Annotated in this window: 13 protein-coding genes and 1 pseudogene; 3 read left to right on the forward strand and 11 right to left on the reverse strand. The window is 69.7% G+C overall.

Annotated features, from left to right (window positions below):
* Nucleotides 1-61: 61 nt before the first annotated feature.
* Together ABC766_RS20380 and sseA are read right to left on the reverse strand one after the other, a co-directional pair.
* A complete protein-coding gene (locus tag ABC766_RS20380) occupies nt 62-538 on the reverse strand; it encodes a hypothetical protein (RefSeq protein ID WP_345819356.1) in 477 nt (158 codons plus the stop codon).
* 162 nt (nt 539-700) lie between these two features.
* The gene (sseA, locus tag ABC766_RS20385) at nt 701-1,546 is read right to left on the reverse strand and encodes a 3-mercaptopyruvate sulfurtransferase (RefSeq protein WP_345819357.1); all 846 of its coding nucleotides are present in this window, start codon (nt 1,544-1,546) and stop codon (nt 701-703) included.
* A gap of 403 nt (nt 1,547-1,949) precedes the next feature.
* Between sseA and ABC766_RS20390 the strand changes: the two genes are divergently transcribed.
* On the forward strand, nt 1,950-2,183 hold the full coding sequence (locus ABC766_RS20390; RefSeq protein WP_020095642.1) for a GcrA family cell cycle regulator: 234 nt from the start codon (nt 1,950-1,952) through the stop codon (nt 2,181-2,183).
* A gap of 25 nt (nt 2,184-2,208) precedes the next feature.
* On the opposite strand, the gene ABC766_RS20395 is transcribed toward ABC766_RS20390, so the two are convergent.
* The 7 genes from ABC766_RS20395 to cpaB form a co-directional block, all read right to left on the reverse strand.
* Nucleotides 2,209-3,186, reverse strand: coding sequence for a type II secretion system F family protein (locus ABC766_RS20395; protein WP_043385697.1), 978 nt, complete (start codon nt 3,184-3,186; stop codon nt 2,209-2,211).
* 31 nt (nt 3,187-3,217) lie between these two features.
* The gene (locus tag ABC766_RS20400) at nt 3,218-4,216 is read right to left on the reverse strand and encodes a type II secretion system F family protein (protein WP_043385699.1); all 999 of its coding nucleotides are present in this window, start codon (nt 4,214-4,216) and stop codon (nt 3,218-3,220) included.
* A 4-nt stretch (nt 4,217-4,220) separates the two neighbouring features.
* Entirely contained in the window at nt 4,221-5,663 is a 1,443-nt protein-coding gene (locus ABC766_RS20405; RefSeq protein WP_043385702.1) for a CpaF family protein, read from the reverse strand.
* A gap of 57 nt (nt 5,664-5,720) precedes the next feature.
* Nucleotides 5,721-6,965 (reverse strand): AAA family ATPase, encoded by a 1,245-nt coding sequence (locus ABC766_RS20410; RefSeq protein WP_345819358.1) that lies wholly within the window; start codon nt 6,963-6,965, stop codon nt 5,721-5,723.
* A 75-nt stretch (nt 6,966-7,040) separates the two neighbouring features.
* Nucleotides 7,041-7,784, reverse strand: a complete 744-nt coding sequence (locus ABC766_RS20415; protein WP_345819359.1) for a CpaD family pilus assembly protein — start codon at nt 7,782-7,784, stop codon at nt 7,041-7,043.
* Nucleotides 7,785-7,820: 36 nt separating this feature from the next.
* Nucleotides 7,821-9,383 carry a type II and III secretion system protein family protein gene (locus tag ABC766_RS20420; protein ID WP_427902250.1) on the reverse strand — a complete coding sequence of 521 codons (1,563 nt, stop codon included), beginning with the start codon at nt 9,381-9,383 and terminating at the stop codon, nt 7,821-7,823.
* 5 nt (nt 9,384-9,388) lie between these two features.
* A complete protein-coding gene (cpaB, locus tag ABC766_RS20425) occupies nt 9,389-10,204 on the reverse strand; it encodes a Flp pilus assembly protein CpaB (RefSeq protein WP_043349290.1) in 816 nt (271 codons plus the stop codon).
* A gap of 258 nt (nt 10,205-10,462) precedes the next feature.
* Here cpaB and ABC766_RS20430 point away from each other — a divergent pair, with 258 nt between their 5' ends.
* The gene (locus ABC766_RS20430; RefSeq protein ID WP_043385708.1) at nt 10,463-11,692 is read left to right on the forward strand and encodes an ABC transporter substrate-binding protein; all 1,230 of its coding nucleotides are present in this window, start codon (nt 10,463-10,465) and stop codon (nt 11,690-11,692) included.
* A gap of 156 nt (nt 11,693-11,848) precedes the next feature.
* Here the strand turns inward: ABC766_RS20430 and ABC766_RS20435 are convergent.
* Together ABC766_RS20435 and ABC766_RS20440 are read right to left on the reverse strand one after the other, a co-directional pair.
* A pseudogene (locus ABC766_RS20435) lies at nt 11,849-13,013 on the reverse strand (iron-containing alcohol dehydrogenase).
* An 88-nt stretch (nt 13,014-13,101) separates the two neighbouring features.
* The gene (locus ABC766_RS20440) at nt 13,102-14,010 is read right to left on the reverse strand and encodes a LysR family transcriptional regulator (RefSeq protein WP_043759090.1); all 909 of its coding nucleotides are present in this window, start codon (nt 14,008-14,010) and stop codon (nt 13,102-13,104) included.
* A 116-nt stretch (nt 14,011-14,126) separates the two neighbouring features.
* Here ABC766_RS20440 and ABC766_RS20445 point away from each other — a divergent pair, with 116 nt between their 5' ends.
* Entirely contained in the window at nt 14,127-15,623 is a 1,497-nt protein-coding gene (locus ABC766_RS20445) for a CoA-acylating methylmalonate-semialdehyde dehydrogenase (RefSeq protein WP_043385717.1), read from the forward strand.
* Nucleotides 15,624-15,770: the final 147 nt, after the last annotated feature.

A 15,770-nucleotide genomic window follows, 5' to 3' on the forward strand; every position in this document is an offset into this window, starting at 1 on the left:
CGACGCGAGGCGACCGGTTCCGCCGCACCGATCGGCGATGCGGCGGATCGGGCTGCGGCCCTCAGGCCGGTGCAGCCCATTTCGCGCGATCGGCCGGCTTCTCCCTGTAGATCGTGCCGCCGAAATCGATGTGCAGTTCCGTGTCGGCCCCCTCGCGCCGGCGCGCCAGCACCTCGAAATGCTTCGGCTTGCGGCGCGGCGCGTCTACGACCATCCAACCCGCCGAGGCCGCCGCCGCGAGGGCATGCGCGGGATCGGCGGGGCCATCCGCCCGCTTGGAGCCGGGGGCGTGGTGGGGCTTCTTGTGGTGGATCTCCACCGGATCCCGGCCCTCGGCGGAAATCCGTGTGACCTTGATCTCCGAGGGACGGCGCTCGCCCTCCAGGGTCACGTGCAGCCCGCTCGTGATCGGAAACGCGTCCACGCTCTTCGGGCCGAGATCGGCCAGATGTGTCTCGCCGCCCGCCTCGAGGGTGAAACGATGGGCGAAGACGTGCCGGATGGTGCCCGAGAGGGCGATCGTGTCGTGAAGCGGCATGATTTTCTCCGTGGAGCGCCCAACCGCAGGCGCATTCGATATATCGAAATCTGCCACGAAGGTTTCAAGGACACGATCAGATCGGTCCGGACACGGCGGCAGCCCGCCATGTCCGAGGGCAGGTTTCTGGCGGCCCGCCGGCTTCTCAGGCGCCCGTTTTCCTCAGGCGCCCGTTGCGACCGCGCGGGCCGGATCGGCGCCCCATTCCGACCAGGAGCCGTCGTAGAGGCTTCGCGCCGGGCGGCCCATGGTCTCGAGAGCGAGCGCGATGATCGCCGCGGTCACGCCGGAGCCGCAGGTGGTCACGATCGGCCGGTCCGGATCGACGCCGTTCTCGGCGAAGACCGACTTCAATTCCTTCGGGGTCTTCATCCGGCCGTCACGCTGGAGTGCCGCGTAATGCAGATTGCAGGCGCCCGGCATATGCCCCGGTCGGACGCCGGGCCGGGGTTCGGGCTCCTCGCCGCGGAAGCGTGTCGCCGAACGGGCATCGACCACCTGAGCCGACCCGTTTTCCAACGCCCGCGCCACGTCGTCCGCATCCGCCACCGCGCCGTGATCGAGGCGGGCCGAGAAGTGGCGACGCTCGTGTGGGTGCGGCTCGCCCTCCTCGGTGGGGTAGCCTGCCGCGATCCAGGCCGGGAGACCGCCGTCCAGGACCAGGGCGTCCCGCACGCCGAAGGCCTTGAGCATCCACCAGACGCGCGGAGCCGAGAACAGGCCCTGACCGTCATAGACCACGATCTGCATGCCGTCGCCGACGCCGAGGGCGCGCATCCGTGCGGCGAACACCTCGGGCCGCGGCAGCATGTGCGGCAGGCTCGACTCGGTGTCGCTCATGGCGTCGAGATCGAAGCGGCGGGCGCCGGGAATGTGGGCCGCGCGGTATTCGGCCTCGGGGTCCCGGCCTGCGGCCGGCAGGTACCAGGAGGCGTCCAGGACCACGATGTCGGGAGCTTGTAGGCGGTCGTGCAGCCATTCGGGTGACACGAGGGGCGCGTGGGCCATGGTCAGCGGATCCGGCTCTGTTCGCGTTGCAGGCTCACAGAACCACAGGTCGCACCGCGTTGCACGCCCGGGACAGGCTCGGAGGCGAGCGTCCGGCGGATTCGTCAGGCCCGGCCAATGCCAATCGAAGCGATGCGCGAATGCGCCGAGCTACGCATCCCGCACCGTGGTCCGATGCACCCGACGCAGGCTGGTCTTGTTTTAAAGAGCCGTAACCCCAGTTACGACAACATAATGACGCCAATCGCGTCGGTCGTCCGGCCGGCATCGTGTTGGCCGACCCGGGCGCCCCGCTTGCGGATGCGCGCCGGGTCCGTCGCCTGAACGAGACGCGTTCAAACTTCCCTTGTCTGCCGGGGTGCATGATCCACCGAGCAGGATACTTATTGAGCCGATCAACGCCATGAATCAACTCGTCCGTATGTCCCAGATTGGCGACGCCGAGACCGTCGAGGAGCCGTCGGCCGACCTGCGCGTGCCCTTCGCGCAGTCCGGAGCCTTCGTGTGCAAGTACATCATCGGTGAGCCGAACGACCGAGCCGTCTGTTGCGGGGCACCCGTGTCCGACGGCAAGAGCTGGTGCGCCTATCACCGCCGCATCGTGTTCGAGCCGACCCGGCCCGGCCGCATCCGCTGAGCGAAGCGTCTCTTCGTCCCGGCCGTCACTGTGTCCGCATGACCTGGATGACGGCGGGGGTGATGATGACCACGAACAGCACGGGCAGGAAGAACAAGATCATCGGCACGGTGAGTTTGGGCGGCAAGGCGGCCGCCTTTTTCTCGGCCTCGTTCATGCGCAGGTCGCGGCTCTCCTGGCTCAGCACCCGCAGCGCCTGTCCCACCGGCGTGCCGTAGCGCTCCGCCTGGATCAGCGCGGTGGCGACGGATTTCACCGGCTCGAGGCCGGTGCGCAGCACCAGATTCTCGTAGGCCTGCCGCCGGTCGGGCAGAAACGACATCTCGGCGGTCATCAGGGCGAGTTCCTCGGCCAGCACGACCGAGGAGGTGGCGATCTCGGTGCTGACCTTCCGGAAGGCGTTCTCGATCGCCATGCCGGATTCCACGCAGATCAGCGTGAGATCGAGGGCGTCCGGCCACGCCTTTCGGATCTCGGTCTGGCGCTTCTTGGCGGCGTTGACCAGGAACAGCTCCGGCGCCTTGATGCCGGCATAGGCCGCGCCGACCACCAGCCCGAACCGCACGAGGTAGGACGAATCCAGAACCTCGAGCACGAACAGGTAGAACAGGGCCGCGATCACCGAGGCGAGCGGCACGACGAACCGGAAGAACAGGAACGCCGTCTCCGACCCCGGGCCGCGATAGCCTGCCTGCATCAGCATGCGCTTGGCCGTGTCGGTGCCGAGCCAGCGGCGCAGCTGGTACCGCTCGACGATGGACTTCATGTAGGCCTTCGGCTCCACGCGCAGCGTGGCCCGGGTCGCCGGCCCGTCCGCCTTCACCCGCTCGCGCCGCCGGATCTGCTCGCGCTCGTCGCTGACGAGCTTCATCCGCTTGCTGAGCTTGTCGGTTTCCAGGAAGGGCTGCGCCACCGCGTAGGCGGTCGCCGCCGCCGCGACCGCGGTCAGGAGCGTGCCCATGAAGCGGGGATCGAACAGCTTCTCGGCAATGTCTTCGATCATCGGGCGGAATCCGGCAGAGGGCGCACCGCGCCTAGAACTCGAACGCGATCATCTTCTTGATCGTGAAGATGCCGATGGACATCCAGATCGCCGCGCCGACCAGGGCGACCTTTCCGGTATCGGTCGTCCAGAGCAGCGAGATGTAGTCGGGGCTCGTCAGGGCGGTGATGCCCGCCACCGCGAAGGGCAGGCAGGCGATGATCGAGGCGGAGGCCTTGGCCTCCATGCTCATCGCCTGGACCTTGCCGCGCATCTTGGCGCGGTCGCGCAGCACCGTGGACAGGTTGTTCAGCGCCTCCGACAGGTTGCCGCCCGACTGCTGCTGGATGTTGATCACGATGGCGAAGAAGTTCACCTCGGCGGTGGGCACCCGCTCGAACAGCCGCGTGCACGCCTCGCCGAGCGACAGGCCCATGGCCTGTGTCTCTACGACGGTCCGGAACTCGCTGCGCACCGGCTCCTCGGCCTCGCGCGAGACCATGCGGAAGCAGTCGCCCACCGGGATGCCGGTTCGGATGCCGCGGACCACCACGTCCACGGCGTTGGGTAGCTCCTTGTTGAACTTCGCGATGCGCTTGAGCCGCAGGTGGCGCAGCAGCCAGGCCGGCAGGCCGAAGCCCCCCGCGAAAGCGGCCCCGAGCGCCGCGAGGGCATTGTCGGTGATCACGAAGATCAGCAGCCCGAGGACGCCGCCGCTGGCGGCCGAGATCGTATAGAAGGTCCGCTTCGTCCATCCGAGGCCGGCGCGGGCGAGCTTCAGCTCCACGCTGGCCTTCGAGGCGCCCTTGGCCTTCGCCTCGATCTCGCTCAGCGTCTTGGCGACCTGCTCGCGCCGGTTGACCGCGACGCCCCGGGTCGCCGCGCCGGAGGCGGAGACGCTGATCGACTTCAGACGCTTGTTCGCCCGGCGCTCGCCGCCGAGCAGGGGCAGGACAGCCACGTAGGCGACCGCCGCGACCGCGATGCCGATGAGGCCCGCGGCGAGCGGCAGGTTGGAGGCGCCGGCGGCCGCGGCGGGCAGGTCCGGCATGCGCTCAGCTCCGGTCGATGATCTCGGCGGCGTCGAGCGCCTCGCCGAGCCGCTGTTCCAGGCCGTAGTAGCGGGCCCGCTCCCAGAATTTCGGCCGGCCGACGCCGGTGGAGCGGTGGCGCCCGATCAGCTTGCCGTTCGCGTCCTCCCCGACGATGTCGTAGAGGAAGACGTCCTGCGTGGTGATGACGTCGCCCTCCATCCCGAGCACCTCGGTGATGTGGGTGATGCGCCGCGAGCCGTCGCGCAGGCGCATGGCCTGGATCACCACGTCGATCGAGCCGCAGATCATCTCGCGCAGGGTCCGCGACGGCAGGGTGAACCCGCCCATCGAGATCATCGACTCGATACGCGACAGGCATTCGCGCGGGCTGTTGGCGTGGAGCGTGCCCATCGAGCCGTCGTGACCGGTGTTCATCGCCTGGAGCAGGTCGAAGGCTTCCGGTCCGCGCACCTCGCCGACGATGATCCGCTCCGGCCGCATGCGCAGGCAGTTCTTGACGAGATCGCGCATGGTGACCTGGCCCTGGCCCTCCATGTTGGGCGGCCGCGTCTCCAGGCGGACCACATGGGGCTGCTGGAGCTGCAGCTCGGCCGCGTCCTCGCAGGTGATCACCCGCTCGTCGTGCTCGATGAAGGCGGTCAGGCAGTTCAGCAGCGTGGTCTTGCCCGAGCCCGTGCCGCCCGAGATGACCACGTTGCAGCGCGACTGGCCGATGATCTTGAGAACCTCGGCGCCCTCGGGCGAGATCGCCCCGAAGCGGACGAGCTGCTCCAGGGTCAGCTTGTCCTTCTTGAACTTGCGGATGGTGAGCGCCGGGCCGTCGATGGCCAGCGGCGGCGCGATGACGTTGACGCGGGACCCGTCCGGCAGGCGCGCGTCGCAGATCGGCGAGGCGTCGTCGACGCGCCGGCCCACCTGGCTGACGATCCGCTGGCAGATGTTCATCAACTGCTGGTTGTCGCGGAACCGGACGCTGGTCAGCTGGATCTTGCCGCCGACCTCGATGAAGGTCCGGTGGGCGCCGTTGACCATGATGTCGGCGATGTCGTCGCGGGCGAGCAGCGGTTCCAGCGGGCCGTAGCCGAGGACGTCGTTGCAGATGTCGTCGAGCAGCTCCTCCTGCTCGGAGATCGACAGGACGATGTTCTTGAGCCCGATGATCTCCGTGACGATGTCGCGGATCTCTTCGCGCGCCGTCTCGGCATCGAGGCGCGAGAGCTGCGTCAGGTCGATCGCCTCGATCAGGGCGCCGAAGATCAGACTCTTCGTGCGGTAATAATCCTCGGACCGCGCCGTCTCGACGACGACCGGCGCCGCCGGTGCCGGACGCGCGACCGGAGCCGCCGCATCGCGCAGGACCGGCGTGGCCGGCGCCGGGGTCCGGGCCTGCGGGATCGGCGGGGGGGCCACCGATGTGCCGCCGGCGTGTCGCCTACCGAACATGGGTCAGCCCTCCGACGCTGACCTGCGGAGCCCGTGGGACGAAGGATCGTATCCGCATCAGGATGCCTTGCGGCCGGCGAGCTTGGCGAGCAGCGGCTCGAGCAGGCTCGGACGTCCCCGCCGGCTCTCCGGACGCCCGAGGGTCATGGCGGCCAGATCGTTGAACAGCTCCGCCACCTTCGATCCGGCCTGGATCTCGGCGATCATCTGGCCGTTATTGGCGGCGGTGCCGAACAGCGTCGGCTCGAACGGGATCGACAGGGCGACCGGGGTCTCCAGGGCCTTGGCGAACTCGGCTGTGCCGATCTCGGGCCGCTTCGGTACGCCGACGCCGTTCAGCAGGACGCGGGGGGGCTGGTCGTTCGGGCGCCCGTGCTTCAGCGCGCCGAGAAGGTTCTTGGCGTTGCGCAGGCACGCGAGATCGGGACCGGCCACGATCAGGATCTCGTCGGCCGCGGTCAGGATGCGCTTCGACCACGCGTTCCACTGATGCGGGATGTCCAGGACCACGCAGGGTACGCTCGCCCGCATGTGCTCGATCAGCGCGTCGAAGGCCGGCTCGGACAGGTCGATGGTCCGGTCGAGGCTCGCCGGCGCCGAGAGCAGGCTCAGGTTGTCGCTGCACTTGGACAGCAGCCGCTCCACCAGGGCGGAATCCAGCCGCTCGGGGGCGAAGACCGCTTCGGCGATGCCCTGCGGCGGATCTTGGTTGAAGTTCAGCGAGGCGGTGCCGAAGGCGATGTCGAGATCGGCGATCACCGTCTGGACGCCTTGGTTCCGGGCAACCGACCACGCGAAATTGTGCGCCACCGTGGAGGCGCCGATGCCGCCTTTCACGCCGTAGACCGCCACGGTCCGCCCCACCGGCTTGACGCCCGGGGCCGTGAACAGGTCGGAGATCGCCGCGATCAGCGTCAGGGGCTCGACCGGCACCATGAGGTAGTCGGACACCCCGCGCTGGATCAGCTGCCGGTAGAGCATCACGTCGTTGAGGTGGCCGATCACCACGACGCGGGTGCCCTCGTCGCAGACCTCGGCCAGGGCATCGAGGCACTCGATCGGCTTCGAGCGCGCGCCTTGGATCTCGATGATGATGACGTTGGGCGTCGGCGCGTGCCGATAGGCCTCGATCGCGGCGGCGCCGCCGCCCATCCGGACCTTGACCTGCGCCTTATGCATGCGCCGGTCGAGGGCTGCGCCCTCGATCATCGCGGCGGTCTCGCCGGTCTCGCAGAATGCCTGGATGGTGATCCGGGGCACCGGGGCGATCGTGCGCTCGCTCGTCTCGGACAGGTCTGCCATGACGGCGCTTTCGGGTTCGCGTTCGGGGCGCGGCGTCGGGGAGCGGCGGGGCTGCCCGTCCCAACGCCGGCTGTCTCAGTTGGTGACTTGGGACTTCACGGCGGTCTGCCCATCTTGCCGCCATGTGGTTGACGGATCCTTGCCGTCCCGCAATTGCCCGATGTCCCGGACGCGCTTGACCGTATCGATCCGACCCTCGGGGCGGCCGCGCACGAGGTCGACCGGATCTGCGACCTGGGCGGCGACGTTGGACTGCGTGGCGCAGCCCAGGTTCCAGCTCGGCTGGTTGCTGTAATCGAAGGCGAAGCTTCGGGTCCCGAGATCCTGAGGCCAGAGGCCGCAGGCGTCGGACACCTTGGCCCGCATGCGCTGGAAGCTCAGCCGGATCGGCGCGGCGAGGGTCGGGGCGGTGACCACGTAGCCGGTGACGGTGATCTCGCGGACGCCGATGCCGTTCTGCGTCCCGAACCGGCCGAGCACCGAGGCGGTCCGCTGGACGGCGGCCACTTGGTTGGGCGGGACGCCCTGCGGAACCTCCATCAGCAGGGCGCCGCGGCCGTACCGGCGGTATTCGAGCATGAAGGCATCGACATCGGCCGCCTGGCGCGGATCCAGATGCCCCACGCCGGTGGGGAACACGTCGAGGTTGCGGGCCCCGTCCGTCAGGACGATCGGGTGGCGTGCGCGGTAATCCGTCACGTCGATCCCGCCGGTGGTGGCGGGATCGCTCTTGCAGGCCGCCGCGAGGGCGCCCAGCGCGCAGGCGGCGAGCAGGCTCGCGGCGCGGCGCGGCAGGGTGGGCGGGGGACGTCCGGTCATGGTTCCGATCCTGGGGCGCGGCGGTGACGCGGGGCGCTACTCGACGATGAAGCCGACGCGGCCGCGATAGGTGCGTCCGAGCGGCGGCGCGGCGACCGCCCCGGGGGAGGCGACCTTGCCGTAGAGCCGGTTGATCTGGCCGAGCAGCACCGCCTGGCCGTCGGTGGAATCGACGAAGTTGTCGTCGGGCCGGCTCACCTGCTTCGGCTCCATCGCCCGGGCGATGTAGGGGGTGCACATGATCATCAGCTCCGTCTCCTGGCGCTGGTAGTCGCGGGAGCGGAACAGCGCGCCGAGGATCGGAAGATTGATCAGGCCGGGCAGGCCGGAGATCGCCTGCTTGTTCACCTGCTGGATCAGGCCGGCGGTCATCATCACGCCGCCCGAGGGCAGCTCGACGGTGGTCTCGGAGCGCCGCACCCGGGTGCCCGGCACCGCGACCGAGTTGTTCCCGACGACGTAGGTGAAGTTCTGCTGTGGATCGATCTCGGTCACGTCCGTTGCGACGCGGATCGAGATGCGGTTGTCGGCGAGCACCACCGGCGTGAACGACAGGGCGACGCCGTAGGGCTTGTAGGTGATGCCGGGGGTGCACACGCCGCCCACCGTGCAGGCGGCCGAGGATGGCACCGGGAACTCGCCGCCGGCCAGGAACTTCGCGGCCTCCCCGGAGATGGCGGTGAGCGTCGGCTCGGCCAGGATCCGCGAGACGCCCGCCTGCTCGAAGGCCTTCAGGGTCGCCTGGAGCGAGAAGCCGCCCGACTGGATCGAGGCCTGGATCTGGTTGCCGCTCGGAGCCGATGGGTTGATCGGGAACGGCAGGTTGTTGATCAGCGCCGGTGACGTCGCGGAACCGAGCGGGTTCAGCGCCGACCAGTTGCCGGTCATGTTGATCCCGAACTGCTTCAGGACGTTGCGCGACACCTCCACCACGGTGACGCGGAGCATCACTTGGTCCTTGTTGCGGATCGTGAGGTTGTTGATCACGGCGCCGCGCGCGCCCGCGGTGACACCGCCGCTCGGTGCCCCCGCGGCCCCCGCCGCGCCCCCGCCGCCCAGCCCCACGAACGCATTGGCGATGTCGATCGCCTGCTGCGCGTCCGCGGAGGAATTCACCGACCCCGAGAGCAGCACCGAGGCCCCCGAGGAGCGCACGTCGAAGCGCCCGCCCGGGATGCTCTGGCCGAGCAACTCGCGCAGGGTCCCGAGGTTGAGATCCCGCGCCACCGACACGTCGAGGGCGGCGATCTGGCGGCCCTCGGCATCCATGATGAAGATCGAGGTCGCGCCGTCGGCCATGCCGATCACGAAGACCTTGCGGGTCGAGCGAACCACGGCGTTGGCCACCGCGGGGTTGGCCACGAACACCTCCTTGGCGTCCCGCGGCAGGTCGACGATCACGGAGCGGCCGGCGGTCAGCTCGACCCGCCGGGTCGAGGCGGATTCCGCGGCGCCGACCGTCAGGATCGGCGCGGGACCGAAGGTCTGGCGGTCCTGCGCAGGGGCCGGTCCGGACAGGACGGCCAGCAGGGCGAGGGCGCCGGCCGCGCGGCCGGCGGGGCGGCCCATCGGGCGCGGGTGGGGGGACGGAGCGGTCATGGCGATCACGGCGTCTGCTGCCGCGCGACGCCGAAGCGCACCACGGTCAAGGCGGGTTCGGGCATCTGCGCCACGGACGCATCGGCCAGCGGCGTGGCTTCGGGCGGCCGCCCGGCATCCGCGAGGCTGCGCAGCGAAAGGGTGAGGGCGCCGACCTTCTGGGCCAGCGCCAGGGTCTCGGCCTGCGCGGGCGTGACGGCCAGCGTCGCGGTCTCGCCGGTCACCACGTTGGTGCCGTTCTTCTCCTGAACCAGCTGCCCGATCGCGAGGACGCGAATGTCGGTCAGGATCGTCTGGGAGAGCTGCACGTCGCTGTTGTTGGCCCGCGAATTGGACTCGTCGCGGAACGTGCGGATCACGTCGACGCGGTCGTTCGGGAGGATGAAGCCGCCGGCCGAGTTGGTGCCGCGGCTGTCGGTGACGATGGCGACGGCGCGCATGCCGGCCGGCAGGATCGCCGCCATGAATCCGCTCTCCGGGCGCACGAGCTTCTGCGCGCGGATCGGCTCGCCCGCCAGGAAGCCTGCGCGCACCGAAGCGCCCACGGTCTCCTCGAGGGCCTTGGGGTTGATCTTGCGGGTCACGTAGCCCGCCGTCACGGCGCTGTCCGGCCAGGGTTGCCAGCGCAGATCCGCGGCCCGGAGCACCTGACCCATGGGCATGTCGATGGCGGCCACGAGCACGTCGGTCATCGGTTGCGGCGGCGCCTCGGCCTTCGGCGGCGGAGGCGGCGGTGGCGGATCGCCGCCGCTCATCAGGAAGGCCGCCCCGGTTCCCGCCGCGAGGGCGATACCGAGGACGGCGAAACGGGCTGGGTTCATCGCATCGCCACGCGCCGGAGACGGCCGAATTGCCGTCCATGACCGGAACCTGCCCGGGGATTCGTGTAATTATGGTTAAGGTATTATAACCTCTGGCATTGTCGCCGGTCCGGAAACGGGGCGCCCGAGAAGCGCGTCACAATCCGCAGGATCCTTCAGCATCCACCCGACCTCGGCCGTGGTGCATCACCGCTTCGTGACCTATCGTGCCACCGGAACCGCCTCAGAAGCGGGCGCTCGGGCGAACCGGGGGGAAACATGATCAGGACATTCGGCAGCGCGGTTTTGGCGGCTGCCCTCGCGGGGACCGCACTCGGCTCCGTTCCGGCGGCCGCGCAGGGGACCTTCTCGGACAATGCGGTCCGGATCGGCATCCTCAACGACCAATCCGGCCTCTACGCGGAGTATGGCGGTCAGGGCTCGGTCGAGGCCGCCCGCATGGCGGTGGAGGACATGGGCGGCAAGATCGGCAGCGTGCCGATCGAGATCCTCTCGTCCGACCACCAGAACAAGCCCGACATCGCCTCGGCGATCGCCCGGCAATGGTACGACCGCGACAATGTCGACGCGATCATGGAGCTGACCACGTCCTCGGTGGCGCTGGCGGTCCAGGGCCTGTCCAGGGAAAAGAAGAAGATCACCATCACCACCGGAGCAGCCACCAGCGACCTCACCGGCAAGGCCTGCACGCCCTACGGCTATCACTGGGCCTTCGACACGCGGGCGCTGGCGGTGGGCACCGGCGGCGCGCTGACCCGGGCGGGCGGCGACACGTGGTTCTTCCTCACCGCCGACTACGCCTTCGGCTCGGCGCTGGAGGCCGACACCAGCAAGGTGGTGCTCGCCAACGGCGGCAAGGTGCTGGGCAGCGTCCGGCACCCGCTCTCAAACCAGGACTTCTCGTCCTTCCTGCTCCAGGCGCAGGGCTCGAAGGCCAAGGTGATCGGGCTTGCCAATGCGGGGCTGGACACCTCGAACGCGATCAAGCAGGCCGCGGAGTACGGCATCGTCGAAGGCGGCCAGAAGCTCGCGGCCCTGCTGTTCACCCTCTCGGAGGTGCACGGGCTCGGCCTGAAGGTCGCGCAGGGCCTTACGCTCACCGAGGGCTGGTACTGGGACGCCAACGACGAGACCCGGGCCTTCGGCCAGCGCTACATGAAGCGCACCGGCCGGATGCCCAACATGATCCAGGCCGGCACCTACTCGGCGGTCCTGTCCTACCTGAAGGCCGTCAAGGCGGCCGGCACCGACGAGACGGATGCGGTCAACGCCAAGCTCAAGGCGCTGCCGGTGGACGACGTCTTCGCCCATGGCGGGATCGTCCAGCCGAACGGCCGCATGGTGCACGACATGTACCTGTTCGAGGTCAAGAAGCCGGCCGAGTCGAAGGGCCCGTGGGATCTCTACCGGCAGCTCGCCACGATCCCCGGCAAGGAGGCCTTCGCGTCCCCGGCCGAGAGCGGCTGCCCGCTGACGGCGGCGAAGTAGGGACGGTGGAGGGGCGCAGATGCCCCTCCGTCATCGCGAGCGCAGCGAAGCGACCCAGGACAGCGCGACCCCGGTGAGCGTGGCGCTGCTGGATTGCTTCACTCCGCTCGCGATGACGAACCCGGTTCCGGACCGTCGACGGGACGGGCGCCGGCCTCACCCCGCCCAGACGCGCCGGTACAGCGCCACGATCTCGTCGGCGCTGGGCTCCAGCGGGTTGTTGGCCGGGGAGCCGGAGGCCAGCGCCTGGGCCGCCATGGTGGGAAGCAGCGCCTCCCAGCGGGCCGGGTCGATCCCGTATTCCTGCGGCCCCGGCACGTCGAGGGTCGTCGTTGAGCGCCTCCAGTTCCGCCACCAGGGCCGAGACCGCGGACCGGTCGTCGGTGTCCGGCCCGGCGATCTTCATGGCGCGGGCGCAGGCCGCGTAGCGGTCGACCGCCGCCGGCGCCGAGAAGGCCGTGACCGCCGGCAGCAGCATCGCGTTCGAGAGCCCGTGGGCCACGTGGAAATGTGCCCCGATCGGCCGGCTCATGCCGTGGACCAGCGCCACCGAGGCGTTCGAGAAGGCGATGCCCGCCTGGGTGGCCCCGAGCATCATCGCCTCCCGGGCCGCCCGATCACCCGGATCGGTCCAGACCCGCCGCAGGTTCGGGGCGATCAGGCCCATCGCCTGAAGTGCCAGCCCGTCCGAGAACATGTTCGCCTTGCGCGAGACGTAGGCCTCGATGGCATGGGTCAGCGCGTCGATGCCGGTATCTGCCGTGAGCCGCTTGGGCTTGGTGAGCGTTAGCTCGTAATCCACCAGCGCCGCCACCGGCAGGTAGGCGAGCCCGATGCACAGCATCTTCTCGTCCGAGGCCTCGTCGGTCACGATGGTGAAGCGGGTGGCTTCCGAGCCGGTGCCGGCGGTGGTGGGGATCGCCACGATCGGCAGGCCGGGCTCGTCCTGCTGACGGGGCGCCTTGTAGTCGCGCATGTGGCCGCCGTGGCGGGCGAGCACCGCCACCGCCTTGGCGGTGTCCATCGGGCTGCCGCCGCCGAAGCCGACCACGCAGTCGAAGTCGCCCGCCTGCAGGGCGGCGAGCGCCGCCTCCACGGAGGCGACGGTCGGGTCCGGCACGGTCTCGGAGAAGATCGTCGCCTTGGCGCCCGCCCTGGTCAGCCGTTCCAGCAGCGTGTCGGTGCGGCCGCTGCCGGCGAGGTAGGGGTCGGTGACCACGAAGGGCCGCGACAGGCCGAGCTGGCCGAGCACCTCCGGCAGGAGCCGCGAGGCGCCGGCGCCGACGCGCATCAGCCGGGGCAGGGCGATCGAGGCGACCATCTCTTGATCCTTCCACCCGGCGCGTGACCTGACCTGCCGGAGCCGGCCGATCTTACGGCGCCGGCGGATTCCGCGAAACCGTCCCGGCTTACACCGCCGGCCCGGCGAACAGCGCCCCCGCGGCCTTCACCTCTCCGGCGATGAACCCCGCCACGGCGCGGATATGGGCCGCCTTCCGGTGGTCCTCGTGGATGTGCATGTGGAACGAGCGCGTCAGCGAGACCGCCTCCGGCAGCACCGGCACGAGGCCGGGATGCGCCGCCGCGATGAAGGCCGGCAGGATGCACAGGCCGGCTCCGCCGAGCGTCGCGTGGACCTGGGCCAGGAGGTTGGTCGAGCGCAGCCGCGCCGAGACCGCGGGGCCGAGTGCCCCGAGGTAGTTCAACTCGCGGGTGAACAGCATGTCCTCGATGTAGCCGACGAACGGATGGGCCGGCAGGTCCGCGAGTTCGGCGATCGGCGGCGCGGCCGCGCGGTAGGATTCGGCCGCGTAGACGAACAGCCGGTAATCGGTGAGCCGGCGTGCCACCACCCGGGCCTGCTGCGGGCCGGAGAGGCTGATCACGATGTCGGCCTCGCGCTTGGACAGGCTGAAGATCCGGGCGGTGGCCATGATTTCCACCTCCAGCCCCGGATGGCGGGCGGTGAGCCGGTGCATCCGGGGGGCGAGGAACACGCTGCCGAAGCCGTCCGGCGCGCCGATCCGCACCGTGCCGGAGACCGTCTGGGCCGCCCCCGTGGCGGCGCTCGCCGACAGGAACGCGCTCTCCATGGCCTCGGCGACGCCCAGCAGGTTCGCCCCGTCCTCGGTGAGCGCGTAGCCGAGATTGCTGCGATGGAACAGGCGGGCGCCGAGACCCTCCTCCAGGGCGCGGATCCGCCGGCCGACCGTGGTGTGCTCGGTGCCGGTGCGTGCTCCGGCGGCGCTCAGGGTCCCGGTCCTCGCCACCGCGAGGAAGAAGCGCAGGTCGTCCCAGTTGGGCCCCGTCCTGGCCATGGCCGCACTCCCGCTGTGCATCGATGCACGACGGCTGTAAGCGCATCCGGCTTTATCGCTCAAGGGATCCTGTTAGGGTGCATCAAAACCAAACGCATCATCACAGGGAGGCGCGCATGCGCACGATCGGGCACTTCATCGGCGGCCGGGCTGTCGGCGGCGAGAGCGGGCGGTTCGCCGACGTGTTCCATCCCTCGACCGGCGAGGTCCAGGCCAAGGTGGCGCTGGCCAGCAAGGCCGAGATGCGCGCCGCCGTCGAGAACGCGGCAGCGGCCCAGCCGGCCTGGGCGGCCACCAACCCGCAGAAGCGCGCCCGGGTGATGATGCGCTTCCTGGAGCTGATCCGCGCCGAGAACGATTCCCTGGCTGAGCTTCTCGCCTCCGAGCACGGCAAGACCGTGCCGGACGCCAAGGGCGACATCCAGCGCGGCGTCGAGGTGGTGGAGTTCGCCTGCGGGATTCCGCACCTGCTCAAGGGCGAGTACACGGAGGGCGCCGGGCCCGGCATCGACGTCTACTCCCTGCGCCAGCCGCTGGGCGTGGTCGCCGGCATCACGCCGTTCAACTTCCCGGCCATGATCCCGCTGTGGAAATGCGCCCCGGCGATCGCCTGCGGCAACGCCTTCATCCTGAAGCCGTCCGAGCGCGACCCGAGCGTGCCGATCCGCATCGCCGAGATCTTCCTGGAGGCGGGCCTGCCGCCCGGCATCCTCAACGTCGTGAACGGCGACAAGGAAGCGGTCGACGCGATCCTGGATGATGAGGACATCAAGGCGGTGGGCTTCGTCGGCTCGTCGCACATCGCCGAGTACATCTACGTGCGCGCCGCCGAGACGGGGAAGCGTGCGCAGTGCTTCGGCGGCGCCAAGAACCACATGATCATCATGCCGGACGCCGACATGGGCCAGGCGGTCGACGCGCTGATCGGCGCCGGCTACGGCTCGGCCGGCGAGCGCTGCATGGCGATCTCGGTGGCGGTGCCGGTGGGCGAGAAGACCGCCGACCGGCTGATGGAGAAGCTGATCCCGCGGGTCGAGTCGCTCAAGATCGGCCCGTCGCATGACGGCTCGGCCGATTACGGCCCGCTGGTCACCGCCGAGGCGGTCCGGAAGGTCGCGGGCTACATCGACCAGGGCGTCTCCGAGGGCGCCGAGCTCGTGGTCGACGGCCGCGGCTTCAAGCTCCAGGGCTACGAGAACGGCTTCTACATGGGCGGCTCGCTGTTCGACCGCGTGACCCCCGACATGACCATCTACAAGGAAGAGATCTTCGGCCCGGTGCTCTCGGTGGTGCGGGCGAAGGATTACGAGGAGGCGCTGGCGCTGCCCTCGACCCACCAGTACGGCAACGGCGTCGCGATCTTCACCCAGGACGGCGACGCGGCCCGGGACTTCACCGCTCGGGTCAATGTCGGCATGGTCGGCGTCAACGTGCCGATCCCGGTCCCGATCGCCTACCACACCTTCGGCGGCTGGAAGCGCTCGGGCTTCGGCGACCTGAACCAGCACGGGCCGGACTCGATCCGCTTCTATACGAAGACCAAGACCGTGACGCAGCGCTGGCCGAGCGGCATCAAGAGCGGGGCGGAGTTCTCGATCCCGACGATGCGGTAGGCCGCGACGGTCCAAGGATGGGGCGCGGGTCCCTCTCCCGTGCGGGAGAGGGACAGGGTGAGGGGCGGGGACTCTCCGGAAAGACCTGATCCCTCACTCCAACCCTCTTCCGCACGGGAGAGGGGGCACGTCGCGCATCGTGGCAGC

The sequence above is a fragment of the Methylobacterium fujisawaense genome (assembly GCF_039619325.1).
Lineage (GTDB): Bacteria > Pseudomonadota > Alphaproteobacteria > Rhizobiales > Beijerinckiaceae > Methylobacterium > Methylobacterium fujisawaense.

What these genes read in the sequence shown, in the direction of transcription:
- ABC766_RS20380 (WP_345819356.1), bottom strand. Translation starts at nt 538, where the DNA reads ATGCCGCTTCACGACACGATCGCCCTCTCGGGCACCATCCGGCACGTC.
- sseA (WP_345819357.1), bottom strand. Translation starts at nt 1,546, where the DNA reads ATGGCCCACGCGCCCCTCGTGTCACCCGAATGGCTGCACGACCGCCTA.
- ABC766_RS20390 (WP_020095642.1), top strand. Translation starts at nt 1,950, where the DNA reads ATGAATCAACTCGTCCGTATGTCCCAGATTGGCGACGCCGAGACCGTC.
- ABC766_RS20395 (WP_043385697.1), bottom strand. Translation starts at nt 3,186, where the DNA reads ATGATCGAAGACATTGCCGAGAAGCTGTTCGATCCCCGCTTCATGGGC.
- ABC766_RS20400 (WP_043385699.1), bottom strand. Translation starts at nt 4,216, where the DNA reads ATGCCGGACCTGCCCGCCGCGGCCGCCGGCGCCTCCAACCTGCCGCTC.
- ABC766_RS20405 (WP_043385702.1), bottom strand. Translation starts at nt 5,663, where the DNA reads ATGTTCGGTAGGCGACACGCCGGCGGCACATCGGTGGCCCCCCCGCCG.
- ABC766_RS20410 (WP_345819358.1), bottom strand. Translation starts at nt 6,965, where the DNA reads ATGGCAGACCTGTCCGAGACGAGCGAGCGCACGATCGCCCCGGTGCCC.
- ABC766_RS20415 (WP_345819359.1), bottom strand. Translation starts at nt 7,784, where the DNA reads ATGACCGGACGTCCCCCGCCCACCCTGCCGCGCCGCGCCGCGAGCCTG.
- ABC766_RS20420 (WP_427902250.1), bottom strand. Translation starts at nt 9,383, where the DNA reads ATGACCGCTCCGTCCCCCCACCCGCGCCCGATGGGCCGCCCCGCCGGC.
- cpaB (WP_043349290.1), bottom strand. Translation starts at nt 10,204, where the DNA reads ATGAACCCAGCCCGTTTCGCCGTCCTCGGTATCGCCCTCGCGGCGGGA.
- ABC766_RS20430 (WP_043385708.1), top strand. Translation starts at nt 10,463, where the DNA reads ATGATCAGGACATTCGGCAGCGCGGTTTTGGCGGCTGCCCTCGCGGGG.
- ABC766_RS20440 (WP_043759090.1), bottom strand. Translation starts at nt 14,010, where the DNA reads ATGGCCAGGACGGGGCCCAACTGGGACGACCTGCGCTTCTTCCTCGCG.
- ABC766_RS20445 (WP_043385717.1), top strand. Translation starts at nt 14,127, where the DNA reads ATGCGCACGATCGGGCACTTCATCGGCGGCCGGGCTGTCGGCGGCGAG.